Below are 23,727 nucleotides of genomic sequence, written 5' to 3'. Positions count from 1 at the left end.
CCCCCCGCCAGAGGCCGCGGGCCGGTTCCCTTCGGGGAGCCGGCCCGCGGCCTGTCGCCCGTCCGCCGTCGGCCCCTCACCCGGGCCGGGCCGTGTCCTGTCCCTCACCGCGCCCAGCACTCGGGGCCGGGCGCACCACCCCGAGCGCGCTTGCGCGGACGCGAGGATGCCCGGGGCCCCACGCCCCGGGCATCCGCCGATCGATCCGCCCGTCGCTACTGGCCCTCGGGCAGGTTGCCGGTCTCGGTGCCGGCCCGGTACGGCGTGGTCACGCCCTCGTAGCCGAGGTGCATGACCATGCCCTTCTCGGTGTGCTGCAGGTTGTGGCAGTGGTCCATCCAGATGCCCGGGTTGTTGGCCTTGAAGGCGATCTCGTAGATGTCGCCCTTCTGCACCTCGAGGGTGTCCGTCCACCACGGGCTGCCGGTGATCGGCTTGCCGTTGTGGCTGAGCACCAGGGCCTGGTGGCCGTGCAGGTGCATCGGGTGGTTGACGTGGCCGCGGCCGACGATGGTCACCTTCACCAGGTCGCCCTGGCGCACCATCAGCATCGGGGTGTTGGGGAAGACCTCTCCGTTGATCTTCACCATGACGTCGAACTTGCCGTTGAAGAAGCCCGGCCCGTCGTCGAGGACCAGCTTGAACGTGCGGTCGAAGTGGCTCGACAGGCCGAACGGCGTCGACGCGGGTGCGCCGTAGTCGTCCCGCTTGAACAGCGGGCCGTCCGCGGCGAAGGCCGGCGCCGGCGCGTCCGCGGTGCCGTCGGGGCTGAGCACCAGGCCGGTCGACGGGTTCTCGATGTTGGTGAGGCGTACCGGGCCGTTCGGCATGGTGAAGGTCAGGTCGGCTCGGCCGCCGGTGCCGATCACTATCCCGGTCCCCGCCTTGATCTCACTGGGCTGGTCGACCTCGGTACCTTCGGTCGCGGCGACCTTGAACGGGGTGCCAGTGAGCACGTACGTGGGGGACTTCTCGTCGTTGACCGCGCTGGTGCCGCTGTTGACGATGCGCAGCCGCACCGGCGAGCCTGCCGGCACCGCCCGCTTCTCCACCCCGTCGGTCTGGTCGAAGGTCATGTACGACACGTCCCGGGCCAGCTCGTTCTCCTTGAGCAGCTTCCAGTCGTGCGTGGTCACCGTCATGTCGTACGGGTCGGACTTGGCGCCCTTGGGCAGCACCACGAGCGGGCCGAACAGGCCCCGGTCCACCTGGGCGAAGGCGCTCTGGTGCGAGTGGTACCAGTAGGTGCCGGTCTGGTGCACCCGGAACCGGTAGACGAACTGCTGGCCGGTGCGGACCGCGTCCTGGGTCACGCCGGGCACGCCGTCCTGCGAGTTCGGCACGTCCAGGCCGTGCCAGTGGATGGTCACCCCGATGTCGGGGATCTGGTTGATCAGGGTGACCTGGACCAGGTCGCCGTCGTTGACCCGGATCTCCGGGCCGGGGATCTGCCCGTTGTAGCCCCACGCCTCGATCTGCTTGCCGGCCACCGTGATCGTCTTCTTCATCGCGGTCAAGGTGAAGGTCTTGTCCGGCGTGCCCTGGGTGTCCGCCCCGCCGTTCAGCTCGCTCACGCTCAGCCCGCTGTGGTGGCCGGTCATCCGCATGCCCATCGCCTCGTGCTGCTCCGAGCGCGGTCCGCCGCCCCAGTCCATGTTGTGGCTCATGCTCATGTCGTAGTTGGGCGGCAGCTTGCTGAGCTCCTGCCCGGCCACGATGACGGCGCCGACAGCGAGGACGACCGCCGCCACGCCGGCCAGGCCGCGGCCGACCCGCAGCAGGAAGCCGGGCCCGCGGCGCGGCTCCTCGCCACCGAGGATCCGCTGCCGGCGGGTGTGCCGCAGCCAGAACAGCGCGGCGACCGCCAGCAGGATGCCATTGACCGTGATGATGTCGATGGTGTACGGCGTGACCGGCCGGTAGACCATCAGCACGTACACGCCCAGGAACCCGGAGATGCCCAGCAGTTGGACCGGCACCACCAGCCGGGGGTCGGCCGCCGCGTACCGCTGCTCGGCGGTGAGTGCTGTCGTCTTGTCCCGCGCAGCCTCCCGGCGCAGCCGCGCCAGCCGGGGTACGGAGAGCACCCAGGTCGCGACGGCCGCGATCGCCATCGGCGGCAGGCCGACCAGGAATCGGTTGCTGGCGAAGTCCCAGCCGAACTGGACCAGCGGCGCGGAGAGCGCCGGCAGCGCGAGCACGCCGATGGTCGCCACCACCAGCAGGACGAGAGTGGTCAGCACCGAACGGCGCAGCGCGGCCTGGTGCCGGCGGCGGACCAGTTGACCGGCCCGGTAGCCGGCCAGCCCGCCGAAGATCATCGTCAACAGTGGAATGATCTCGGAGAAGTTCAACAACGCTTCAAACATGGTACCCGTGGCCTTCCTCGGAACAGGCGGATGAGTGACGAGCGGCTGCGGCCCTTCGGTGGTGGGCTGCGGTCACCGAGGTGCACCACCATCTCCTCGTCTTGGCTGGTGCCGGCGATGCCGAGGGCCGGCGCCGGCCCCTCCACTGTGGCAGTCGATCGCCTTTCCCCGCAGTGACGACGCCAGTGGAGGGCGGGTGGAAGTCACCCGGAAAAGTCGTGCAAAACCCATATGCCTGCGGTGGTCGGCGGCACTGGGCGACCGGATGCGCCGATTGAAGAATTCTCCTTCTTGGTATCGGCGCTGGTCAACGTAAGGCGGTGTGCATGTCAGCCAGTCCTGGCCTCGAGGTCATCAGCCCGGAACCCCCGTCCGGCGCCTCCGGTGGCACCGGGGAACGGTCCGCCCCGGCCCGGCCACCCGGTGCCGGCCCGGTGGACCTGAGCCACCGGCAGATCATGACGATCATCAGCGGCCTGCTGATGGCCATGTTCCTCGCCGCGCTCGACCAGACGATCGTGGTCACCGCGATGCGTACCATCGCCGACGACCTGCATGGCCTGAGCGTGCAGGCCTGGGTGACGGTCGCCTACCTGGTCACCTCCACCGTCACCGCCCCGCTGTACGGCAAGCTCGGCGACCTGTACGGCCGACGGCCGTTGATCCTCACCGCGATGGCGATCTTCATCGCCGGCTCGGTGCTCTGCGGCTTCGCCGGCTCGATCTACGAGCTGGCGGCCGCCCGGGCCCTGCAGGGGCTCGGCGCCGGCGGGCTCTTCTCGCTGGTGCTGGCGATCGTCGGTGACATCGTGTCGCCCCGGCAGCAGGCCCGCTACCAGGGGTACTTCGTGCTGGTGTTCGCCCTCTCCAGCCTCCTCGGCCCAGTGATCGGCGGCTTCCTCGCCGGCCGGGACGAACTGCTCGGGCTGAGCGGCTGGCGGTGGGTCTTCCTGGTCAACGTGCCGGTCGGCCTGGCCGCGCTGGCGGTGGTGGCCCGGGTGCTGCGGCTGCCGCACGCCCGTACCGGATCCCGGGTCGACTGGCCCGGCGCGCTCGCCTTCATCACCGCCATCGCGCCGCTGCTCGTGGTGCTGGAGCAGGGCCGGAGCTGGGGCTGGGGCTCACCACGGATCCTCGCCCTGAGCGCCGTCACGCTGGCCGGGCTGGTCGCCTTCCTGCTGATCGAGCGCCGGATGGGCGAGGACGCTCTCCTGCCGCTGGGTTTCTTCCGCAATGGCACCTTCGCCGTCGGCAACGCGGTCAGCCTGCTGGTCGGGGTCGGCATGTTCGGTGGGCTGGTGACCTTGCCGCTCTACCTGCAGATCGTGAAGGGCGCGCAGCCGCGCGCGGCCGGCCTGATGCTGCTCGCGCTCACGCTGGCCATGCTGGCCAGCTCGGTGGTGTCGGCGCAGGTGGTGGCCCGCACCGGCCGGTACAAGGTGCTGCCGGTGGTCGGCTCGGCGCTGCTGGTGGCCAGCCTCGGCCTGCTGGGCACCGTCGACGCGGACACCCCGCTCGGCCCCACCGGCTGCTACATGGCCGTCTTTGGTTTCGGTCTCGGGCTGTGCACCCAGCCGCTGGTGATCGCGGTGCAGAACTCGCTGCCGCCGCAGCACCTCGGCATGGCCACCGGCTCGGTGACCTTCTTCCGGCAGATCGGCGGCACCATCGGCGTCGCGGTCTTCCTCTCCGTGCTGTTCTCCGGCGTACGCGGCCGGATCGACGGCTTCTCCGGCGCGCCCGGCTTCACCGAGGCGGTACGCGACCCCGCGGTCCGGGCCGACCCGGCCAACGCGCCGGTACTGCGGGCGCTGGACCACGGCCGGCTCAGCGACGTGCCGCTGGACGACTCCTCGTTCATCGGCCACCTGGACGCGCGGCTGGCCGGGCCGTTCCGGCTCGGGTTCGCCGAGTCGATGTCCGGGGTCTTCCTCACCGCGATGGCCGTCCTGGTGGCCGGCTTCGTGCTGGCTCTGCTGCTCAAGGAGCGGCCGCTCGCCGACCGGTCGGCCCTGGCGTCCCGTGCCGAGCAGGCCGGCGTCGAGGGCTGACCGAAGGCCGGGGCGGGTGGTGATGCCACGCCATACTGGTCCGCCATGGACCTGGACGAGTATCAGCGCGGCGCCCTCCGTACTGCCGCTTCACGTGACAAGAGGAACGAACTGCTTCACCTGGTGCTCGGACTGGTCGGTGAGTCGGGTGAGATCGCCGAGAAGTTCAAGAAATGGGTCCGCGACCTGGACAGCGACGAGTCGCGGATCGACCGGGCCGACATCGCCAAGGAACTCGGCGACGTGCTCTGGTACGTGGCGGTGCTCGCCGACTACCTCGACCTGTCGCTGGACGACATCGCGACGGCCAACCTGGCCAAGCTGGCCAGCCGCCAGGGCCGCGGCGTGCTGGGTGGCAGCGGCGACAACCGCTGAGCCAGGGGCTTGTCCATGTGGTTGCCAAGCCGCGTGAATGGGGGTGGCCCGGAAGGCTTCTTGCCTTCCGGGCCACCCCGTCGTACCCGTGCACCGTCAGCCGCTGTCACACCACCTCGAACTGCGCCATCATGCCCGCCGCCGAGTGCTCCAGGAAGTGGCAGTGGTAGAGGTAGCGACCCTTGAAGCCGGTGAAGGTGGCCTGGACGCGCACCGTTGACCCGGGCGGCACCGCGACGGTGTCCTTCAGCCCGGCCTCGCCCGGTCCAGGCGGTACGCCGTCGCGGTCCAGCACCCGGAACTGCACCAGGTGCAGGTGGAAGTTGTGGGTGATGCCGTACTTCGTGTCCATGTTGGTGACCTGCCAGATCTCGGTCGTGCCGACCGGGATCTGGGCGTCGACGCGGTTGGCGTCGAAAGTCTGGCCGTTGATGGTGAACGAGGCCAGGGTCGGCTGGAAGCTCAGGGCCACGTCGCGGACCGTGGTCGCCGGCGGCAGCGCCGGGAGCGCTCGCAGCTGCGACGGGAGTTTGCTGTCGTCGTCGGCCCGGGCAACCACGTCGAAGGCGAGCACCGCCCCGGCGGTGGTGTCCTCCAGGACCAGGCGGCTGCCGATCGGCGCCTGCCGGAAGTCCACGACGATGTCGGCGCGTTCGGCCGGCGTCAGGGACAGTTCGGGGCGGAGCACCGGCGCGGGCAGCAGCCCGCCGTCGGTGGCGATCTGCATGATGTCCACGCCAGGCAGCCGCAGCTGGAAGAGCCGGTGCAAGGCACCGTTGAGCAGCCGCAGGCGGTACCGGCGGGCTTCCACCCGCAGCACCGGCTGAGGCTTGCCGTTCGCCAGGATCGTCTGCCGATCGGCGAACTTCGAGTCGAAAACGAGCGTGCCGTCGGCCGCAATCGCGACGTCGCTCAATGCGATTGGGATGTCGTATCGGCCCGACGGCAGCTTCAGCTTTGCTTCGTCGTCGTCCTCGATCACGTAGAAGCCGCGCAGGCCTCGGTAGACGTGTTCAGCCTCCATGTGGTGGCTGTGGTCGTGGTACCAGAGCGTCGTGCCTTGTTGCTGGTTCGGGTAGTGGTATTCGCGCAACGCGCCCGGATCGATGCCGTCCATCGGGTGTCCGTCGTCGACTGCGGCCACGTACCCGCCGTGCAGGTGGACGTTGGTCGAGTGCTGCAGCTGGTTGCTGACTCGCACAATCGCCGGCTTGCCGCGCTTGGCGCGAATGGTCGGGCCGGTGAAGAGGCCGTTGTAGCCAAGGACCGGGGTCGTCACGCCGGGCAGTATCTCCGCTGTGGTCTCCCGTACCGACAGGTCGTAGATCTCGGTGTCGCCCTCCACCGCCGTCGGGCGCAACACCGGAGGAATCGGCAGCTCCACGGTGAACGGCTCGGCCGTCGTGACGGCTTCGCCGGCTCCCGCGCCTCCGGTAGCGGTATGCCCGAGGTGTACGGCGGCGGCGGTGGTGTCACCGCAAGCCGGCAGGAGGCTGACCCCTCCGACGGCCAGGCCTCCGAGCGTGATGAAACGTCGTCTGTCCATATCTGCTCCTCGTGCCGTGCGGGTGCCTCGCACCCTTGACCGGTTGTCCCCGCCGGTCCGGTCCGCTGGTGGTACCGGCCCGATCGGCCGATCTCATGCAAACAAGCGACGCTCGAGGCGTGCTCGACTGCGACTGGGTCCACGGGCCACAGCGCGCAGCGGGCGTACGCCGCGGCGCCCCGGACCTGCCGGGGCGCCGTGCGGTGCTGATCCATCGAGTAGGGGTGGATGTCTCGGTCAGCGGCGACCTTCCCGGCTGAGAGCCAGCAGCGGGCTCACCAGCTCACGCAGCAGATCGATCCCGTGCTCGGTCAGCACCGACTCCGGATGGAACTGGACTCCCGCGAAGGACGAGCCGCGAAGGGCGTGGACCTCTCCGGAGCGCGGGTCGCAACTCGCCTCGACGCCCGGCAGAGGCGAGTACACCGCCGTGAACGTCGAGTAGAAACCCACCCGCTCCATCCGGCCGAAGAAGTCGATCTCGCGCTGCATGCCCTGGTAGGGGGTCTCCTTACGGCGCAGCTGCAGTCCGAGAGCGCCCGCGAGCACCTGGTGGCCGAGGCAGATCGCGAGCATCGGCTGCCGCGACGCCAGCAGCTCGTCCACGAGCCGCCGCAGCGCAGCGATCTTCGGGTCGGCCAGGTTCCCCGGATCGCCCGGGCCCGGGCCTACCACGACCAGGTCGAACCCTTCAAAATCACAATCTTCACGGTACGAGCGGAGCGTGACCGAGAACCCCAACGCTCGCAGTTGGTGGTCGAGCATGCCGGTGAACGTGTCTTCGGCGTCCACGACGAGCACCTGCCGGCCGGCGAAGACCGGCGAGTGGACCAGCTCCCGAAGCCAGAAGTCGGCCAGGGTGGCGTTACGCCGCTCAAGCTCCGCCCGTACCTCCGAATCGGCCACGAACAGGGCGGGTGTCGTGTCACCGGCCCGGCCCCCGAGGCCGAGCGCGGCCATGACGCCGGCCGCCTTGGCGTAGGTCTCGGCCACCTCGTGCGCGGGCGTGGAGTGGCGCACCAGCGTCGCCCCGACGGGAATCCGCAGCGCGCCGTCGGCGGACAGCACGGCGGTACGGATCATGATCGGCGCGTCGAGGGTCTGTCGGCCGAGGGAATCCCGGCCGATCAGCGCCAGTACACCCCCGTAGTAGCCGCGTCCGCGCTGCTCGTGGCGGGCCACTACCCGGCAGGCGTTCTCGATCGGGCTGCCGACCACGGTCGGCGCGAACATCGTCTCCCGCAGCACCTCGCGCACGTCCTTCGGGCCCCGCCCGACCAGCAGATACTCGGTGTGGGTCAAATGTGCCATCTGCTTGAGGTACGGCCCGACGACCTGGCCGCCCCGGTCTGCGACGGTCGCCATCATCTTGAGCTCCTCGTCGAGCACCATGTACAGCTCGTCGATCTCCTTGCGGTCAGCGAGGAACGCCAGCAGCCCGTCGCGGTCGGGGCCGCCGGCGGGGTGGCGGTACGTACCGCTGATCGGATTCATCATGACGAGGCCGTCGTCGACACTGACGTGTCGTTCGGGGGTTGCGCCGACGAACGTCCGTTCGCCGGTGTGCACCAGGAACGTCCAGTACGCGCCGCGCTCGTCGCGCAGCAGCCGGGCGAAGGCCGCCAGGGCGGTCTCCAAGGGATCACCGTCGACAGACGACTCGAAGACCCGGTGGATGACGAAGTTGGAGCCCTCTCCGCCGCCGATCTCGTCCCGGAGCACGTCTTCGACGGTCTGCGCATACGAATCGTCCGGAATGTCGAAGGCGCCACTGCGGACGCGGGGCGGCGAAGACGGCAGCGCCGCGAGCACCTCGTCGACCGGCGCCTCGGTACAACCCCCGATCCGCAGGTATTCAAGCGGCGCGCCGTCGTCGACAGCCTCGAAGCCGCGCTCGTACACCTGCCGGTAAGGGATCAGCGCGAGAACGTCGGGACCGGCCCCGGTATCGCGCAGCGGGAGCCCGGCGAGCGACGAGGCGGTCTCGATCGGGCCCGTCAGGATCTCGACGTGGTCGCGGCCCTCGCGGCGCAGCAGTGCGAAGGGACCTGTGGGGATGTCCATGGTGGTTTCCTCTCGGTCGGGCCGCCTGCCGGGGCGCCGCGCGACGTGCGGGTCAGGAGCGGTAATGGGCGGCGGCCAGAGCGGGCGTCGCCGGTGCGACGCCGTCGGGCGACAGCAGCGACGGCGCGTCTTGGAGCACGTCCTGGTGCAGACGCTTGAGGCCGGGCGAAGGGTCGATGCCGACCTGGTTGCGCAGCGACTGGCGCAGCCGCTGGTAGGTCTCCAGCGCCACCGTCCGTCGTTCGCTGCGGTAGAGCGCCACCATCAGCTTGGCGTGCAGGTCCTCGTTGGTCGGGTGGCGGGTGACCAGCGCCCGCAGCTCGCCGACGAGTTCCCGGTGGCGCCCCAGCCGCAGGTCGATCTCGATCCGCAACGTGGTGGCGTCCAGCACGTCCTCCTCGAGGCGGGCGGCGATCCCGGCGAGCAGGCGCCCCTTGCTGAGCCCCGCCAGCACCGGACCACGGTGCAGGCTCAGCGCGCGCCGCAGCTCGCAGCTCGCCTCCGCCAGCCGGCCGTCCGCCAGCTCGCGTCGCCCGGCGGCGAGCGCCTCCTCGAACACGGTGAGGTCCAGCGTCTCCGGCTCGACCGTCACCGAGTAGCCCCCCGGCCGCGACCGGACCAGGTCGGTGCGGCGCGAGGGGCCCTGTGCCAGCAACTTGCGCAGCTGGCAGACGTACGTGTTCAACGTCATGGTGGCGGTTGCCGGCGGGCGGCTTGGCCAGAGCTCGTTGATCATGACGTCGCGGGAGACCGTGCGATTGTGGTTCACCAGGAGGATGGCGAAGATGCTCTGCAGCTTCGGTGCCGTCGGTGTGACGGGAACCCGCTCGTCGAGGACCTCCAGCGCCCCCAGTACTCCGTACTCCATGTGGTCGCCCCACTTCCTGCATGCCGCGATCGTCGGCCGGTCGTGCTTACCGGTTCTCCCAGCGGTGCGAGTAGTACTCGAATTCGATGGCCTGGCCGTCGAGCGCGGCGTGCACCTCGGCGATCGCCGCCCGGGCCGCCGCCCGGACCGCGGGCACGTCGCAGGTGGCGGCGAGCCCGTGCAGCTTCTCGTAGCAGTCGACCAGGTCCTGCCGGTGCCGTTCGGTCAGGAAGCCATCACCGTTCGTCATGGAACCGCACCGCCTTCGCTTCGAAACGGGGAAGTATGCCGGGACCGACCAGTTCGACCTCCGGCTGTAGACCGATCTTGCGCTTGACCTCCGCGCGGATCCGCTCGTCCAGCCCGGTGACGCCGAAGCCGGTGTGCGGCTCGACCCGGATCAGGATCCCGTCCAGGCCGCGCACCGTCCGCAGCACGGACTGGAACTCGAAGACCTCGGGGAAGGTGCGCACCACGTCCTCGATGAGCACCGGGGTGACCGGGATGCCGCGGATCTTCCGCATGTCGTCGTGCCGGCCGATGATCCCGCCCGCGTACCAGTCCCAGCTTCGCCCGCAGCCGCACTCGCTCCACGGCCGCTTGATCACCACGTCCTCGGTCCAGTAGCGGAACACCTGGATACCCTCACGGCCGAGGCCGGTGGTGACCCGCACGCCGCGCTCGCCGTATTCCACCGGGCGGCCGGTCTCGGGATCGAGGACCTCCTCGATGTAGTTGTTCTCGATGATGTGCGGGGAGCCGGAGAGGCACTCGAACATGAAGATGGTGCCGAGCTCGGTCATCCCGGCGATGTCCGTGATCGGGGCGCCGAAGCCCTCGGTGATGGTCCGCCGGGTCGCCGCCGACATCGGTTCGGCCGAGGCGATGACCCGCTTCAGGCTGCCGTCGCGGGCCAGGTCGATGCCCATCTCCCGGGCCGTGTCGAGCAGGCGCAGCGCGTACGTGGGGGTGGAGGCGAGCACCTCGATCTTCTTGTCGACCAGCAGTTGGACCCGGGTCTTCGAGTCCATCGCGCCGGTGGGGTAGATCTGGCAGCCCATCCGCATCAGCGCGTCCTGCATGCCCCAGAAGCCGATGAAGAGCCCGTACCCGAACGCGACGCAGGCGCGCTGGCCGGGGCGGATGCCGGCTCCGTGCAGGGCGGTGCACCACATGTCCACCGCCCAGGCCCAGTCCCGTGCGGTGTCGAAGGTGCGCAGCGGGGTGTTGCCGCTGGTGCCGCTGGTCTGGTGGTAGCGGATGCCGAGCGACGGGTCGGTCGACGGCAGCGTGCCGTACGGGGGCGCCTCCGCTTCGGCGGCGATCAGGTCCGCCTTGCGCAGGATCGGCATCCGCTCGGCGTAGTCCTTGAGGGACGAGATGCCGTCCGGGATGCGGGCCGCCCAGAACGGGGAGCCCGCCTTGGCCCGGGCCAGCGCGCGTTCCAGCTTGCGCCACTGCCAGTCCGCGAGGTCGGCCCGGGGCATCGTCTCGGTGACGGGATTCCAGAACTTGTGGAGCGTGGAGCGGTCCATTCCTTCACACCTCCTGGTGCGATGAGCAGAACGTGGCGGTTCAGGCGGCCGGCCGGGCGGCCGCGCCGAGGATCCGGGCGACGCTGGCGGAGCGGGCCAGCATCACCAGGCCGACCAGCAGCGCGGCGCCGGCGAGGATGCCGAAGTAGACCGGCAGGGGCAGGACCCCGAGGAGGCGGGAGTACTGCGCGCCGAGCCCGGCGCCGAGCGCGCTGCCGAGGAAGTACAGGCCGATCATCTGGCTGCGGTGGCCCGGCGGGGCGATCTCGCCGGCGATGTTCATGCCGACCGGCCCGAAGGTGATCTCACCGCAGGCCTTGGCGAAGTACGCGGCGAGCAGCCACCACGGTGAGACCTTCGCCCCGGTGGCCACCAGCAGTCCGGCCACCGCCATGATGGCGAAGCCGAACCCGGAGGTGACCAGGCCGCCGGCCAGCTTGGCCGGTGCGTTGCCCCGGGCGCCCAATCGGATCCACAGCCAGGCCGACAGCGGGGCCAGCAGCAGCAGGAAGAACGGGTATGCCGACTGGAACCAGGCGGCGGGCACCAGGAAGCCGAACACCCGCCGCTGGGTGTGCGTGTCGGCGAAGTAGGCGAAGCTCGAGCCGAGCTGGCTGAAGAGCATCCAGAACAGCGCCGACGGGGCGAGCACCCAGAGGAAGCCGCGCAGCACCCGGCGCTCCGCGGGCCCGAACGCCGGCCGACGCAGCAGGTGCCGGTAGTAGAGCACCGGCGCGACCAGCGCGGTGATGCCCACCAGGGCGAGCACGTGTTCCACGGTGAAGCTGCCGGCCAGCGCGTCGACGGTGAACAGCGCGACGGCCAGCCCGACGGCCACCCCGGACCGGCGCAGCACCCGGCGCCGCTCGTCGTCGGGGGCCGGGTGCGGGGGCAGGTTGCCCTCGTCGTCGAAGCGGCGGATGCCGACCAGGTACCAGATGACCGCGACGGTCATCCCGACGGCTGCGGCGCCGAAGCCGAGGTGCCAGTTGATCCGCTCGCCGAGCAGGCCGGTCACCAGGGGGGCGAGCAGCGCGCTCACCATAGAGCTGAGGTAGAGCAGGGCGAAGCCGGCCTCCCGGCGGGCGGTGGTGGCGCTCGGGTAGAGCAGCGTGAAGAGCACCATCAGGTTGGGCTTGAGCAGGCCGGTGCCGATCGCGATGAGCGCCAGACCCAGATAGAAGGAGGGACCGGCCGGGATGGCCAGGCAGTAGTGCCCGGCGGCGATCCCGACGCCGCCCCAGGCGACCGCGCGGCGGGGGCCGAGGAGCCGGTCACCCACCCAGCCGCCGGGCAGGCTCGTCATGTGTACGGCGGCCATGTAGAGCCCGAAGATGGCTCCGCCGGTGCCGACGTCCAGGCCCAGGCCACCGGCCGAGGCGGGCGCCACCGCGTAGAGGAAGAGCAGCGCCTTCATCCCGTAGAAGCTGAACCGCTCCCACATGTCGGTGGCGAAGACGGTGTTGAACCGGGGATTGGCGAAGAACGACCAGACCGACCCCCGGTCGTTCGCCGGTCGGACCTCCGGTGGCGGCGTCAGCGGCTGCGCGGTCGTCGTGGTCATCGCTCCTCCATGGTCTCGGTACGACCACGCTCGCGAAACGGACTCGAATCGCACTCGAGACCGGACTGGAAGCGGCTCGGAAACGTATTGACGCGGTGTCCACAGTGATGTGTATCGGGCAGAATGCTGCCGATCCGAGGCGCCGCCGCGCCCCGAACAGACAGGGAGATCCGATGTACCTGATCGCCGCCGAACAGCAGTCGTCGGCCGCCACCACGGGAATGATCGTCGGGGCGCTCGTCGCCCTGGTCCTCCTGGTGGTGTCGATCGCCGCGATGTGGAAGGTGTTCACCAAGGCGGGCCAGCCGGGCTGGGCCGCGATCATCCCGTTCTACAACTACTACGTGCTGGTGCGGATCGCCGGCCGGCCGGGCTGGTGGTTCCTGCTCGCGCTCATCCCGATCGTCAACGTCGTCATCAGCCTGGTGGTCGCGATCGACCTGGCCCGCTCGTACGGCCGCAGCGAGGTGTTCGGCGTCGTCGGGCTGTGGCTCTTCTCCGTCATCGGTTTCCTGATCCTCGGCTTCGGCTCGTCCCGCTACCAGGGCCCGGCCGCGGCCCGGGCGTGACCGGTGGGCGCGGCCGTCGTCCCGGGCGGCCGCGCTGCCCGTTCCCAACGCGCGGGCGGCGATGGTGGCGACCCGGGCGCCGGGACACATACGGTGGGGCCGTGGTGAAGATCCGACCCGCGACGCGACCGTGGTTGGTGGACGCGGCCGTCGCCCTGGCCGTGCTCGCCGCCGCCGAGATCGCCATCGCGACCGGCCGGGAGGCCGACTCCGGCGACCGCGACTGGTTCGCCTACCTGCTCGGCGTGGGGATGGCCGCGCCGTTGCTGCTGCGCCGTCGCTTCCCGCTGGTCACGCTCTATCTGGTCGCCGGGGGCCTGCTGGTCTTCTACGCGCTGGACTACCCCGGCTTTCCGCCCGCGCTGGTGCTGGCCGCACCGCTCTACTACGCCACGCTCGCCGGTCATCTCTGGCGGGTCATGCCGGTGCCGGTGTTCTTCCTGGCCGCCGGCGGCGAGGTGAGCGTCCGGCGCGGGATGCCGCCGCTGGACGCGGTCGCCGTCTTCCTGCCCCAGGCCGCCGTGCTGGCGGTGGCGATGCTGCTGGGCGCCCTGATCCGCAGCCGTCGGGCGTACGCCGCGGAGGTACGGCACCGGCTGGCGCAGGGGGAGCGGGAGCGCGAACGGGAGGCGGAGCGCCGGGTGACCGAGGAGCGGCTGCGGATCGCTCGGGAGGTGCACGACACGGTCGGGCACGCGATCGCCACCATCACCGTGCAGTCCGCGGCGGCGCTGCAACTGCTCGACCGCGAGCCGGAGCGGGCCCGGGAGGCGCTGACCGCGATCCGGGGCACCGGCAAGGCCGCGCTGGCCGAGCTGCGCGCCACCTTGGAGGTGCTGCGCGGTGACGGCGGGCAGCCGGCCAGCGAGCGGGACGCCAGCCTGCACCGGCTGCCCGACCTGTTGGCGGCGGTCGGGGCGGCCGGCCTGCGGGTCGAGCTGGACAGCGACCTGGCCGACCTGCGGCTGGCCGGCCCGGTGGACCATGCGGCGTACCGGATCCTCCAGGAGTCGCTGACCAATGTGCTGCGGCACGCCGGGCCGCAGGCCCGCGCCGAGGTACGGCTGCGGGCCGCGCCGGAGATGCTGACCATCGAGGTCGGTGACGACGGGGTGGGCGCCGGCGCGACAGCCCCCAGCGGCGGTGGCCGCGGCCTGGCCGGGATGCGGGAGCGGATCGAGGCGCTGGGCGGAAGTTTCGATGCCGGCCCCCGACCGGACGGCGGGTTCCGGGTCCGGGCCAGACTGCCGAGGGAGACGACGTGATCCGGGTGCTGCTCGCCGACGACCAGAGCCTGGTCCGGGCCGGGATGCGCGCGTTGCTGGACGGCGCCGACGACCTGGAGGTGGTGGGCGAGGCCGCCAACGGCGGGATGGCCGTCGCGCTCGCCCGCGAGCTGCGGCCGGACGTGGTGCTGATGGACATCCGGATGCCGGACGTGGACGGGATCACCGCCACCCGGCGGATCAGCGAGGACCCGCAGCTGTCCGGGGTGCGGGTGGTGATGCTGACGACCTTCGTCGAGGAGGAGGACGTCTTCGCCGCGCTGCGCTCCGGGGCGAGCGGCTTCCTGGTGAAGGATGCCGATCCGGACGAACTGGTGCAGGCGGTCCGCATTGTCGCGCGTGGGGACGCATTGCTCTCGCCCAGCGTCACCCGCGCGGTGATCAAACGGTCGGTGGGCGTTTCCCGGCCGGCCGAGCCGCGTCGGGAGCCCCCCGAGATCGCCGCGCTCACCGCGCGGGAGCGCGAGGTGGTCCGGCTGGTGGCGGAGGGCCTCAGCAACGAGGACATCGCGGCCCACCTGGTGGTCAGCCCGCTGACCGCGAAGACGCACGTCTCCCGGGCGATGGCCAAGGTCGGGGCCCGGGACCGCGCCCAGTTGGTGGTGGTCGCCTACCGGAGCGGGCTGGCCACCGCGGACGAGTACTCCCCAGGGAGTACGTCGCGGCAGTAGTCGGCGCCGCCGAGTGTCTCCACGGGTGGGACGTCCGGGCGTCCCGTACCGACGAACATCGGTGTCATGGACACCTCATGGCTCGCCCGGCTCGCCGCCTTCTGCTACCGGCGCCGGCTCACCGTGCTCACCAGCTGGATCGTCGTCGCCGTGGCCGGGGTCTTCCTGGCCGCCCAGTACGGCGGCCCCACCTCCGACGACTTCACCACCGCCTCGACCCAGTCCGGCACCGCCCAGCGACTGATCGAGCAGCACTTCCCGGAGTTCACCACCGACTCCATCACCCTGGCCGTACGCTCCGACGCCCCGGTCGACGACCCGGCCGTGCGGGACCGGGTGACTCGGGTGGTCGACGCCCTCGCCTCGGCCGAGCACGTCGACCGGGTCAGCTCCCCGTACGACGGCTACGGGCAGATCTCCCCCGACCGGCACACCGCCTACGCGGTGGCGGCCCTGACGGTCCCCAACGGCGACATGCCGGTGGCGGAGACCGCGAAGCTGCTGGACCAGGTCAAGGCGGCCACCGGAGACGGGGTGACGTTCGCCCTCTCCGGGGACGCGGTCGACGCGGTGGAGACGCCCGGTGGCGGCGCGGCCGACGCGGTGGGCCTCGCGGTCGCGGCGATCGTGCTGCTCGTCGCGTTCGGCTCGGTCTTCGCGATGGCGGTGCCCATCGTCACCGCGATCTTCGGCATCGCGGTCGGTCTGTCGGCGATGGAACTGCTGCAGAACGTTCTCCCCACGCCCGGCTTCGCCCTGATCCTCGCCACGATGATCGGCCTGGGCGTCGGCATCGACTACGCGCTGTTCATCGTGACCCGCTACCGGGAGGCGCTGGCCGCCGGCCGTACCCCCGGCGACGCCGTGGTGGCCGCCACCGGGACGGCCGGGCGGGCCGTGGTTTTCGCCGGCGGCACCGTGGTGGTGGGGCTCTGCGGCCTGCTGCTGGCCAACCTCCCCTTCCTGCGCGGCCTGGCGGTCGGCTCGGCGGCGACGGTCGCCGTCACCATGGTCGCCGCGGTGACCCTGCTGCCGGCGCTGCTCGGCCTGCTCGGGCACCGGATCGACCGGCTCTCCGTGCACCGGCGCAAGGAGTCGGCGAACCCCTGGTCGGCCCGCTGGGCCGGCGTGGTGGCCCGGCGTCCGGTGCTGGCCACGCTGGCGGCCGCGCTGGTGCTGCTCGGCCTGGCGGCGCCGGCGCTCGGCATGCGGCTGGGCAACCCGGACGCCAGCACCCAGCCTCGGGACACCAGCGCCTACCAGGCGCACCGGATCCTCGCCCAGGGCTTCGGCGCGGGCTTCGACGCGACCCTCTCGGTCGTCATCCGCCTGCCCGAGGGTGACCCCGAGCGGGTGGCCGAGCAGATCACCGGGCAGTCCGGGGTGGCGTCGGTGAGCCCGCCGCAGCGCAGCCGGGACGGGGCCGTGGCGGTCCTTGCCATCCGTCCCACCACCGGCACCCAGGACCCGGCCACCGCCGACCTGGTGCACCGGCTGCACGCCGTGCTCGACGGTCAGCCCGCGTATCTCGGCGGGGCCGCCGCCGCTTCCATCGACTTCGCCGAGCTGACCCGGGACCGGCTGCCGACGGTGATCGTCGTGGTCGTCGCCCTGTCGCTGCTGCTGCTCCTGGTGATCTTCCGGTCCGTGCCGCTCGCGCTGAAGGCCGGCCTGCTCAACCTGCTCTCCATCGGCGCCTCGTTCGGGGTGCTGGTCGCGGTGGTGCAGTGGGGCTGGCTGGGCAAGGCGCTCAACTTCCCGACCGCGATGCCGGTGACCTCCTGGGTCCCGCTGATGATGTTCCCGATCCTGTTCGGACTCTCCATGGACTACGAGGTCTTCCTGGTCTCCCGGATCCGCGAGGCGTACGACGCCATCGGCGACACCCGCCGGGCGGTCCGCGAGGGGCTGGCCCGCAGCGCCCGGGTGATCAGCGCGGCCGCGGCCATCATGATCGCGGTGTTCCTCTCGGTGATGCTCGGCGCCGACCTCGGGGTCAAGCAGCTCGGCCTGGGGCTGGCGGTGGCCGTCTTCGTGGACGCCACCATCGTCCGGCTGGTGCTGGTGCCCGCGTCGATGGAACTGCTCGGCCGGTTCAACTGGTGGCTGCCCCGCTGGCTCGACCGGGTGCTGCCCACCGTACGGCTCGAGGCGGAGCCGGCCCCGCGCGTCGAGCCCGTGGCGTCGGCCGCGGACGAGGGTACGATCGAGGGTGCCGATGAGGTGTGCACCAGGCCTGCGGCCGGGGCGGTGACGGCGTGACCGCCGCCGCCCGGCATGGCCGATCCTCATCGATTTCCCACCGGTGTTCGAGCCGCCCGCGGCAGAGTCGGGGGGTCCGGACCGCAGCCTCCGGGCCCTGCCCGTGGATCCCGTCCCGGATGACCGCGACGCCCGCCCTCCGTCCGCCCTCGGGTACGACATCGAGGAGCTCCGTCATGGACAGTGACCGGCACACCGCGCGCACCGAGGCGGGCTGGCCGGTCGCGGCCGACCTGACGGACCCGCGCTGCGCGGACCCCAGCTTCGGAGGCCCGCAGGTCACGCTCCTCGCAACCGCCCGCCATCTGCTGCCGGTGCCGTCGACCGTGGTGCTGGTCGGCTCGCCGGCGCGGTGGCGGGCCGCCACCGCCGAGTCCACCGAGTGGTGGGCAAGCTGTCCAGTTGCCGGCCCGGCGCCGGCCGGCGGTCCGGTGCCCGGACTAGCCCTGCTGGACGGCCCGGTCACCGCCCGGGCCTGGCTGGCCGTCGGCCGGTACGCCGGCCAGCTCGGCCCGGTCTTCCACAACGTCGGGCCGGACGCGCTGGGTGAGGTGCTAACCGAGTTCGGCGGCCTCGGCACGCGGCTCTCCCGGCCGGGCGAGGCGGCCCGGTTGGTGGTGTCGCTGCAGTCGTTCCTGCCGGCCGACGTCTCGGTGACGGTCGCGGTCGAGCAGCCGGGCGGGCCGGTCCGGGTCTGCGCGCACTGGGGTGTCGACGAGGACCTCGGTCCGGTCCCGCAACGACACAAGCTGGAGTTCAGCTGGCCGGGGCTGACCGTGCGCCGGTACCGGCTGTTGCACCAGGCCACCGCGGCGCTGCCGGCCGCCGGCGGCACCCGGCTGGTAGGCATCCCGGCGCAGCTGCGGGGCGCGCCCCCGCTGTCGGTGGATCAGGCCGGGGCGCTCGCCGCGATCTGCGGCCGGTTCGCGGAGCGTCGGGAGGTCGGCGTCGAGTGGGACGTGGTACTCCGGTCCGGCGAGGCCTTCCTGGTCGCCTGCCGGCTCCGCTGAGCGGGTCGGCCGGCCCGCGGGGCCGTCCGGACCGGCGCCGCCGAGGCCGGCTGATCGGAGCCGTGGGGCGGCTGGCGAGAAACCGATAATTATAAATGCCTCGAGCTGGCTACGGTGGCCCGCTCGGAGTGAACATCATCGATCTAGACGAACGGCCGGGCCCGGATCGCGCGGTTCGGTGCCGCTGGTCCGTCGTTAGGCCGAACGCCGACCTGCCCTCTCGTCCAGAGGTGGCTCTCTGAGTAATGTGAATGCTGCCAGATCGGTCATCCGTCCTTAATGACGCCGTCAGGTGTCCTGGATGGAAGGATCCCGGCACTGCTGATTGGACTGGATGGGGGGCCTGGTGATCAGCGTTCTGATAGCCGAGGACATGCACATGGTGCGGGGTGCCCTGGTGGCACTGCTCAACCTCGAACACGATATCAAGGTGGTCGCCCAGGTGGCGTCGGGCGATGAGATCCTCCCCGCCGTACGGCAGTGGCAGCCGGCGGTGGCGGTCCTCGACATCGACCTGCCAGGTAAGGACGGGCTGACCGCGGCCGCCGAGATCCACGACGCCGGGCTGCCGTGCCGCACGCTCATCCTGACCAACCTCGGCCGGCCGGGCACGGTCCGGCGGGCCCTCGACGCCCGGGTGAACGGTTTCATGCTCAAGGACGCCCCGCCGGACAAGCTGGCCAACGCGGTTCGCCAGATCGCCGTCGGCCGCCGGGTCATCGACAGCGAGCTGGCGCTCGCCGCCTGGGAGTCCGCCGACTGCCCGCTGACCAATCGGGAGATCGAGATCCTCCGCCTGACCTCGCAGGGGCAGGGTGTCTCGGACATCGCCACCCGGCTCTTCCTGTCGCCGGGCACCGTCCGCAACTACCTGACGACCGCCGTCACGAAGCTGAACGCGCGCAACCGGATGGACGCGATCCGGATCGCCCAGGAGGCCGGCTGGATGTAGTCGCGTTCTACGCCGGCAGCGGGATGGCCGCCGACAGCCGGTAGATGTCCTCCCGCTCCACGCCCGCCCGGCAGGTCCCGCCCACAGCGGCGACCCGGTAGGTCAGGTTGCGGAGGCCACTGCCGCCGGACGGGTCCGGGTTCGGCGCCGGCTCCGTCACGCCATTGTTGACGATCTCCAGGCGGGCCAGGCCGCCGACCTGCCGGACGGTGATCTCGCACCACCCCGCCTTGCTGTGCCGCAGCACGTTGGTCGTGCCCTCGCGGACCACCATCGCCAGCACCGGGCCGACCGGGTCCGGCAGGTCGGCGTCGTGGCGCTCGATCTGCGCCTGGATGTCGGCTGAGGTCAGCACCGAGTACGCGGCCCGCAGCTCCTCGTGCAGCGACACCTCCAGGTACCCGCCGGCCACCGAGCGCACGTCGCCCAACGCCTTGCGGGCCAGCGTGGTGATCTCGGCGAGCTGCTCCTGCGCCTTGTCCAGGTGTTGCCCGACCAGCTTCTGGGCCAGCTCGGCCTTCAGGGTGATCGCTGACACGCTGAGGCCCAGCAGGTCGTGCAGGTCCCGGGCGAAGCGGATCCGCTCCTCGGCGACCGCCATCCGGGCCAGCTGGACCCGGGCGGCGTGGAACTCGGCCACCAGCCGGACGAGCCGGGTCAGCCCGAACACGAGCAGCGCGGTGGTGACCGTGGTGACCACATCGCCGTCGATGTTGTACCAGCTGCCGTCGAGGGCCAGCCGCAGACAGGCGTCGCCGACCAGCAGCCCGAGCGCGAGGGGGACCGAGATGCCGTACCGGAACACCATGAGGGCGCTCGCCACCACGAAGCCTGGCAGCGTCCGCAGCCACCAGTTGCCGAAGGCGAAAATCAGCCCGTACGCCATGGCCGCCTGGAGCAGCAGGACGCAGACCGCCCACCCCGGCCGGAATTCGGCGCGTGGCCGGCTGAAGTAGCCCAGTTGCAGGCCCAGGATGGCCGCGAGCACCGCGGCGCCGACGACGAACTGCCGCGGGTCGGGATTCTCCAGCATCGCATTGGCCAGCGCGATCAGCCCGAAGCAGGCCAGCACCCCGCCCACCGTGTACTTGGCCAGCCGCCTGCTCACCCGCGGCAACCTGTCCCGGGGGCGGTCGTCGTCCGGGCCGTCGTCCGGTTCGCACTGGTCGGACAACGGCACGGTGACCCGGAGCAGGTAGCGCCCACCCGGCTGCGGGCCGTGCTCCACGGTGCCGCCCAGCTCGCGCACGCGCTCCGCCGTGGCGCCGGCTCCGCCGGTCATGGCGTCGACGTCGTGCTCACCGGTGAACCCGTCGTTGGCGATCTCCATCTGGGCCATGCCGCCGGTCTCCCGAATCGCGATCTCGCACCGCTGCACCTCGGTGTGCCGCAGCACGTTCGTCGCGCCCTCCCGCAGGGCGCTGACCAACACCGCTGCCACCGGCCCGGACCAGGGGCGACCGGTCATCTCGACGCGTACCTCGACGCCGGTGGCAGCCAGCACGGACTGCGCGGAGGTCAGCTCGTCGGGGAGCGAGGGCGGCTTGCGGTAACTGCTGGCCACCTGGCGGGCGTCGGCGAGCGCCCGTCGGGAGATGCTCAGCACCTCGGTCAGCCCCTCCGCCGGGGCGCGCGGATCAGTGCCAAGCTGCCCGCGGAGGCGTTCCACGCGGGCGATGATGGTGGAGAGCCGGGCGGCCAGCAGGTCCTGCAGTTGCCGGGCGAAGCGAAGGCGTTCCTCGGCGACGGCCAGCCTGGCCAGCTCCTCCCGGGCGGCGTACATCTGCCGGGCCAGCCACGCCAACCGGCTCAACCCGTACACGGCCAGCCCGGTCATCACCGTGGTCAGGGCGCCGTAGAGGACCATGAAGTTGCTGTCCCGGCTGAAGGTCGCCTGGACCCACGCGAAGCTGAGCACGATCGCGGCGAAGAAGGGGATCGACGCCGGCGGCCGCAGGGCCAGCAGCGCCGCGCCGGCCAGGATTCCGGGCAGTCCGAGCCACCAGGAGAAATGCAGTAGCGGCAGGTAGACCAGGACGATCTGCAGCAGCAGGGCCCGCCGCGCGCCGACCGGACGCAACTCCCGGCTGAGCCGGCGGGTGAAGGCGATCTGCATGGCCACCAGCGCAGCCACGTAGAAGGTGCCCAGCAGCGCCTGACCCGACGTCGTGCTGTAGTGCACGACCCGGGCGACGCCCACCAGCCCCAGGCAGCAGAGGAAGGCGATGACCAGCCCGTCGGCGAGCCTGCGCGTCGGGTCGGCGGCGAAGAAGGACTTCTGCCGGGCAAAGGGAACGGTGCCTGCGCGGGGGCGGAAACGGACCCACCGGTTCTGCGTGTGCGACAACGGCAACCTCCTCCCACGGATCGGGCACACCCGCCGTCACGTGCCGCCCGGCCCCACGCTCCGCTGGACGGCGCCGCATTCGCGACAGTAGAAAGTGATGATCTCCGAAATTCCCAGCTGCTCGCAATCCCACGAACGCTCCTTTTTGGACCACCGGCCAGCTCGAATATCGATCGATGTCTACCGGCGGTCCGCCGCCGGCGGTAGCGTGCCTGCTATGCGCGGGATCATCCTCGCCGGGGGCACCGGCTCTCGACTGTGGCCGGCCACCCAGGTGGACTCCAACCACGCGGTCCCCGGGCCCTGCTTCTACGACAGCCGGGTCCGGGCGCTGGCCCGCGTGGGGGACTGACGTGGACATCCGCCCACTCTCGATCGATGGCGCGTTCCTGATCACCCCGCGGCAGTTCGCGGACGACCGGGGGGTGTTCCTGGAGTGGTATCGCGCCGACCACCTGGCCCAGGTGGTGGGCCACGCCCCACCACCGGCGCAGGGCAACCTCTCGATCTCCAAGCGGGCCGTGGTCCGCGGCATCCACGTCACCGACGTGCCGCCGGGCCAGTCCAAGTATGTCGCCTGCGTACGCGGTGCGCTGATCGACGTGATCGTCGACCTCCGGGTGGGCTCGCCGACCTTCGGCAAGCACGAGACCCTGCGACTCGACGACGTCGACCGGCGGGCCGTGTACCTGGCCGAGGGGCTGGGGCACGGCCTCTGCGCCGTCACCGACGAGGCGGTGGCCGCCTACCTCACCTCGACCACGTACGACCCGGAGCGGGATCGCGCTATCCATCCCCTCGACCCGGAGCTGGGCATCGCCTGGCCGGTCGACGAGCCGCTGCTCTCGCCACGCGACGCGGCCGCGCCGTTGCTGCGCGAGGCGCAGGAGCAGGGCTGGCTGCCCGACGACCGGGCCTGCCGGGAACTCCACCGGCCTGCGCCGGGGCGCTGAGTCACGCCTGGCCCCCGATGCCCGCCCCGACACCGGTCACCCAGGGAACGCTCAATACGGCCGCTGACGGCGGGGAGCGCCGGCGCGGATCATCGGGGGAGCGAGGTCGCCGCTGGCGAACGCCATCCGCAGGCACTCCGGCCAGTCCGGCTGGGGCGCGATCCCGGCCAGCCGCCAGCGGCGCTGGCCGAGCACGGCGTACTTGGGGCGCGGAGCCGGGCGGTCCAGGGCGTCGGAGTTCATCGGGCGGACCCGCTCCGGGTCGTGGCCAGCGGTGGCGAAGACGGCCCGGGCCAGGTGGTACCAGGTGGCCTCGCCGGTCGAGGTGCCGTGGTAGATCCCGGGTGGCGCCTGCTCCCGCGTCGCGGCCAGTCCCAGCTCGACGAGCTGACGGGCGAGCAGCCGGGACCAGGTGGGCTGGCCCCACTGGTCGTTCACCACGTTGACGGTGTCCCGCTCGGCGGCCAGCCGCAGCATCGTGGAGACGAAGCTGCGGCCCTGCCCGCCGTACAGCCACGCGGTACGGACCACGTAGCCGTGCTCGGGCAGCAGCGCCAGCACGGCCCGCTCGCCGAGCGCCTTGCTGCGCCCGTACGCGTTGACCGGCGAGGTCGGGTGCTCCTCCGGGTACGGGGTCCGTCGGGTGCCGTCGTACCCGCCACCGAAGACGTAGTCGGTCGAGAGGTGGATCAGCCGGGCGCCAGCCTCCGCGCACGCCCCGGCCAGCAACGTCACCGCGTGGCCGTTGACGGCGTTCGCGGTCGCCTCGTCCGACTCCGCGCCGTCCGCGTCGGTGTAGCCGGCCGTGTTCACCACGATGTCGTGGCCCGCGACGGCGGCTCGGACGGCGGCCGGGTCGGTGATGTCGAGATCGGTCCGGCTGGCGGCGGTCACCCCGCCGACCCGGTCGTCCCGGGCCAACTCGGCGACAACCTGCCGACCCAGCAGGCCGCGGGCCCCGGTGACCAGCCAGCGGCCGGTCGTCGTACGGTGCCCGTCCGCCCTGGCGGTCATCAACGCACTCTGCATGAGGTGCTCCTCAGCGTCGTGTCGTGCCCGGTTTGGGCACGTCCTCGTTGCGGAGCAGCGTCCTGCAGCCGGGTCGCGGCGCGATGAGATCTCGATGAGGGTGGACGTCGGCCGGGCCGGTGTCAGCCGGCGGCGCCCGCGCCGCCGGCGGTGGTGACCCGCTTCTTCAGCGGCTCCCACCAGCCCCGGTTCTCCTGGTACCACCGCACGGTGTCGGCGAGACCATGGTCGAACGAGACCTGCGGGGCGTACCCGAGCTGTTCGCTGATCTTGGTG

At 71.5% G+C, this 23,727-nt stretch carries 19 protein-coding genes; 10 read left to right on the top strand and 9 right to left on the bottom strand.

Annotated features, from left to right (window positions below; genetic code table 11):
- Positions 1-215: 215 nt before the first annotated feature.
- Positions 216-2,369: a multicopper oxidase family protein gene (locus ONA70_RS20545; RefSeq protein ID WP_265008088.1), complete on the bottom strand. Its 2,154-nt coding sequence runs from the start codon at positions 2,367-2,369 to the stop codon at positions 216-218.
- Between the two features lie 326 nt (positions 2,370-2,695).
- Here ONA70_RS20545 and ONA70_RS20540 point away from each other — a divergent pair, with 326 nt between their 5' ends.
- Both ONA70_RS20540 and ONA70_RS20535 read left to right on the top strand, forming a co-directional pair.
- The gene (locus tag ONA70_RS20540; protein WP_265008087.1) at positions 2,696-4,420 is read left to right on the top strand and encodes an MDR family MFS transporter; all 1,725 of its coding nucleotides are present in this window, start codon (positions 2,696-2,698) and stop codon (positions 4,418-4,420) included.
- A gap of 45 nt (positions 4,421-4,465) precedes the next feature.
- Positions 4,466-4,795, top strand: coding sequence for a nucleoside triphosphate pyrophosphohydrolase family protein (locus ONA70_RS20535; protein ID WP_265008086.1), 330 nt, complete (start codon positions 4,466-4,468; stop codon positions 4,793-4,795).
- Positions 4,796-4,901: 106 nt separating this feature from the next.
- On the opposite strand, the gene ONA70_RS20530 is transcribed toward ONA70_RS20535, so the two are convergent.
- From ONA70_RS20530 to ONA70_RS20505, 6 genes are all read right to left on the bottom strand, one after another.
- On the bottom strand, positions 4,902-6,341 hold the full coding sequence (locus tag ONA70_RS20530; RefSeq protein WP_265008085.1) for a multicopper oxidase family protein: 1,440 nt from the start codon (positions 6,339-6,341) through the stop codon (positions 4,902-4,904).
- A 237-nt stretch (positions 6,342-6,578) separates the two neighbouring features.
- Positions 6,579-8,405, bottom strand: coding sequence for an anthranilate synthase family protein (locus tag ONA70_RS20525; RefSeq protein ID WP_265008084.1), 1,827 nt, complete (start codon positions 8,403-8,405; stop codon positions 6,579-6,581).
- 52 nt (positions 8,406-8,457) lie between these two features.
- On the bottom strand, positions 8,458-9,273 hold the full coding sequence (locus ONA70_RS20520) for an AfsR/SARP family transcriptional regulator (RefSeq protein ID WP_265008083.1): 816 nt from the start codon (positions 9,271-9,273) through the stop codon (positions 8,458-8,460).
- 46 nt (positions 9,274-9,319) lie between these two features.
- The gene (locus tag ONA70_RS20515) at positions 9,320-9,523 is read right to left on the bottom strand and encodes a DUF6052 family protein (RefSeq protein ID WP_265008082.1); all 204 of its coding nucleotides are present in this window, start codon (positions 9,521-9,523) and stop codon (positions 9,320-9,322) included.
- Positions 9,510-10,808 (bottom strand): phenylacetate--CoA ligase family protein, encoded by a 1,299-nt coding sequence (locus ONA70_RS20510; protein ID WP_265008081.1) that lies wholly within the window; start codon positions 10,806-10,808, stop codon positions 9,510-9,512. Before ONA70_RS20510 ends, ONA70_RS20515 begins: the two co-directional genes overlap by 14 nt.
- Before the next feature lie 40 nt (positions 10,809-10,848).
- Positions 10,849-12,372, bottom strand: a complete 1,524-nt coding sequence (locus tag ONA70_RS20505) for a peptide MFS transporter (protein WP_265008080.1) — start codon at positions 12,370-12,372, stop codon at positions 10,849-10,851.
- A gap of 173 nt (positions 12,373-12,545) precedes the next feature.
- Here ONA70_RS20505 and ONA70_RS20500 point away from each other — a divergent pair, with 173 nt between their 5' ends.
- From ONA70_RS20500 to ONA70_RS20475, 6 genes are all read left to right on the top strand, one after another.
- Entirely contained in the window at positions 12,546-12,941 is a 396-nt protein-coding gene (locus tag ONA70_RS20500; protein ID WP_265008079.1) for a DUF5684 domain-containing protein, read from the top strand.
- Between the two features lie 101 nt (positions 12,942-13,042).
- The gene (locus ONA70_RS20495; protein ID WP_265008078.1) at positions 13,043-14,206 is read left to right on the top strand and encodes a sensor histidine kinase; all 1,164 of its coding nucleotides are present in this window, start codon (positions 13,043-13,045) and stop codon (positions 14,204-14,206) included.
- A complete protein-coding gene (locus ONA70_RS20490; protein WP_265008077.1) occupies positions 14,203-14,898 on the top strand; it encodes a response regulator in 696 nt (231 codons plus the stop codon). The genes ONA70_RS20495 and ONA70_RS20490 overlap by 4 nt, the downstream gene beginning before the upstream one ends.
- A gap of 66 nt (positions 14,899-14,964) precedes the next feature.
- The gene (locus tag ONA70_RS20485) at positions 14,965-17,160 is read left to right on the top strand and encodes an MMPL family transporter (protein ID WP_265008076.1); all 2,196 of its coding nucleotides are present in this window, start codon (positions 14,965-14,967) and stop codon (positions 17,158-17,160) included.
- Between the two features lie 176 nt (positions 17,161-17,336).
- Positions 17,337-18,170 (top strand): hypothetical protein, encoded by an 834-nt coding sequence (locus ONA70_RS20480; RefSeq protein ID WP_265008075.1) that lies wholly within the window; start codon positions 17,337-17,339, stop codon positions 18,168-18,170.
- A 346-nt stretch (positions 18,171-18,516) separates the two neighbouring features.
- Positions 18,517-19,122 (top strand): response regulator transcription factor, encoded by a 606-nt coding sequence (locus ONA70_RS20475; RefSeq protein ID WP_265008074.1) that lies wholly within the window; start codon positions 18,517-18,519, stop codon positions 19,120-19,122.
- Positions 19,123-19,129: 7 nt separating this feature from the next.
- Here the strand turns inward: ONA70_RS20475 and ONA70_RS20470 are convergent, their stop codons facing one another.
- Positions 19,130-21,469 (bottom strand): sensor histidine kinase, encoded by a 2,340-nt coding sequence (locus tag ONA70_RS20470; protein WP_265008073.1) that lies wholly within the window; start codon positions 21,467-21,469, stop codon positions 19,130-19,132.
- A 217-nt stretch (positions 21,470-21,686) separates the two neighbouring features.
- Between ONA70_RS20470 and ONA70_RS20465 the strand changes: the two genes are divergently transcribed.
- Together ONA70_RS20465 and ONA70_RS20460 are read left to right on the top strand one after the other, a co-directional pair.
- Positions 21,687-21,821, top strand: coding sequence for a sugar phosphate nucleotidyltransferase (locus ONA70_RS20465; protein WP_265008072.1), 135 nt, complete (start codon positions 21,687-21,689; stop codon positions 21,819-21,821).
- Between the two features lies 1 nt (position 21,822).
- Positions 21,823-22,422 (top strand): dTDP-4-dehydrorhamnose 3,5-epimerase family protein, encoded by a 600-nt coding sequence (locus ONA70_RS20460; RefSeq protein ID WP_265008071.1) that lies wholly within the window; start codon positions 21,823-21,825, stop codon positions 22,420-22,422.
- Between the two features lie 51 nt (positions 22,423-22,473).
- On the opposite strand, the gene rfbD is transcribed toward ONA70_RS20460, so the two are convergent.
- Complete coding sequence (rfbD, locus tag ONA70_RS20455; RefSeq protein ID WP_265008070.1) at positions 22,474-23,451, bottom strand: dTDP-4-dehydrorhamnose reductase; 978 nt, start codon at positions 23,449-23,451, stop codon at positions 22,474-22,476.
- Positions 23,452-23,727: the final 276 nt, after the last annotated feature.

The sequence above is a fragment of the Micromonospora yasonensis genome (assembly GCF_026013475.1).
GTDB classification, from domain to species: domain Bacteria; phylum Actinomycetota; class Actinomycetes; order Mycobacteriales; family Micromonosporaceae; genus Micromonospora; species Micromonospora yasonensis.
This window is presented reverse-complemented; position numbering and strand designations above follow the sequence as displayed.

Excerpts from the sequence above, each read along its gene's own strand:
- ONA70_RS20505 (WP_265008080.1), bottom strand. The coding sequence starts at position 12,372 with ATGACCACGACGACCGCGCAGCCGCTGACGCCGCCACCGGAGGTCCGA.
- ONA70_RS20530 (WP_265008085.1), bottom strand. The coding sequence starts at position 6,341 with ATGGACAGACGACGTTTCATCACGCTCGGAGGCCTGGCCGTCGGAGGG.
- ONA70_RS20545 (WP_265008088.1), bottom strand. The coding sequence starts at position 2,369 with ATGTTTGAAGCGTTGTTGAACTTCTCCGAGATCATTCCACTGTTGACG.
- ONA70_RS20525 (WP_265008084.1), bottom strand. The coding sequence starts at position 8,405 with ATGGACATCCCCACAGGTCCCTTCGCACTGCTGCGCCGCGAGGGCCGC.
- ONA70_RS20485 (WP_265008076.1), top strand. The coding sequence starts at position 14,965 with ATGGACACCTCATGGCTCGCCCGGCTCGCCGCCTTCTGCTACCGGCGC.
- ONA70_RS20510 (WP_265008081.1), bottom strand. The coding sequence starts at position 10,808 with ATGGACCGCTCCACGCTCCACAAGTTCTGGAATCCCGTCACCGAGACG.
- ONA70_RS20540 (WP_265008087.1), top strand. The coding sequence starts at position 2,696 with ATGTCAGCCAGTCCTGGCCTCGAGGTCATCAGCCCGGAACCCCCGTCC.
- ONA70_RS20515 (WP_265008082.1), bottom strand. The coding sequence starts at position 9,523 with ATGACGAACGGTGATGGCTTCCTGACCGAACGGCACCGGCAGGACCTG.
- ONA70_RS20465 (WP_265008072.1), top strand. The coding sequence starts at position 21,687 with ATGCGCGGGATCATCCTCGCCGGGGGCACCGGCTCTCGACTGTGGCCG.
- ONA70_RS20480 (WP_265008075.1), top strand. The coding sequence starts at position 17,337 with ATGGACAGTGACCGGCACACCGCGCGCACCGAGGCGGGCTGGCCGGTC.
- rfbD (WP_265008070.1), bottom strand. The coding sequence starts at position 23,451 with ATGCAGAGTGCGTTGATGACCGCCAGGGCGGACGGGCACCGTACGACG.
- ONA70_RS20500 (WP_265008079.1), top strand. The coding sequence starts at position 12,546 with ATGTACCTGATCGCCGCCGAACAGCAGTCGTCGGCCGCCACCACGGGA.
- ONA70_RS20520 (WP_265008083.1), bottom strand. The coding sequence starts at position 9,273 with ATGGAGTACGGAGTACTGGGGGCGCTGGAGGTCCTCGACGAGCGGGTT.
- ONA70_RS20535 (WP_265008086.1), top strand. The coding sequence starts at position 4,466 with ATGGACCTGGACGAGTATCAGCGCGGCGCCCTCCGTACTGCCGCTTCA.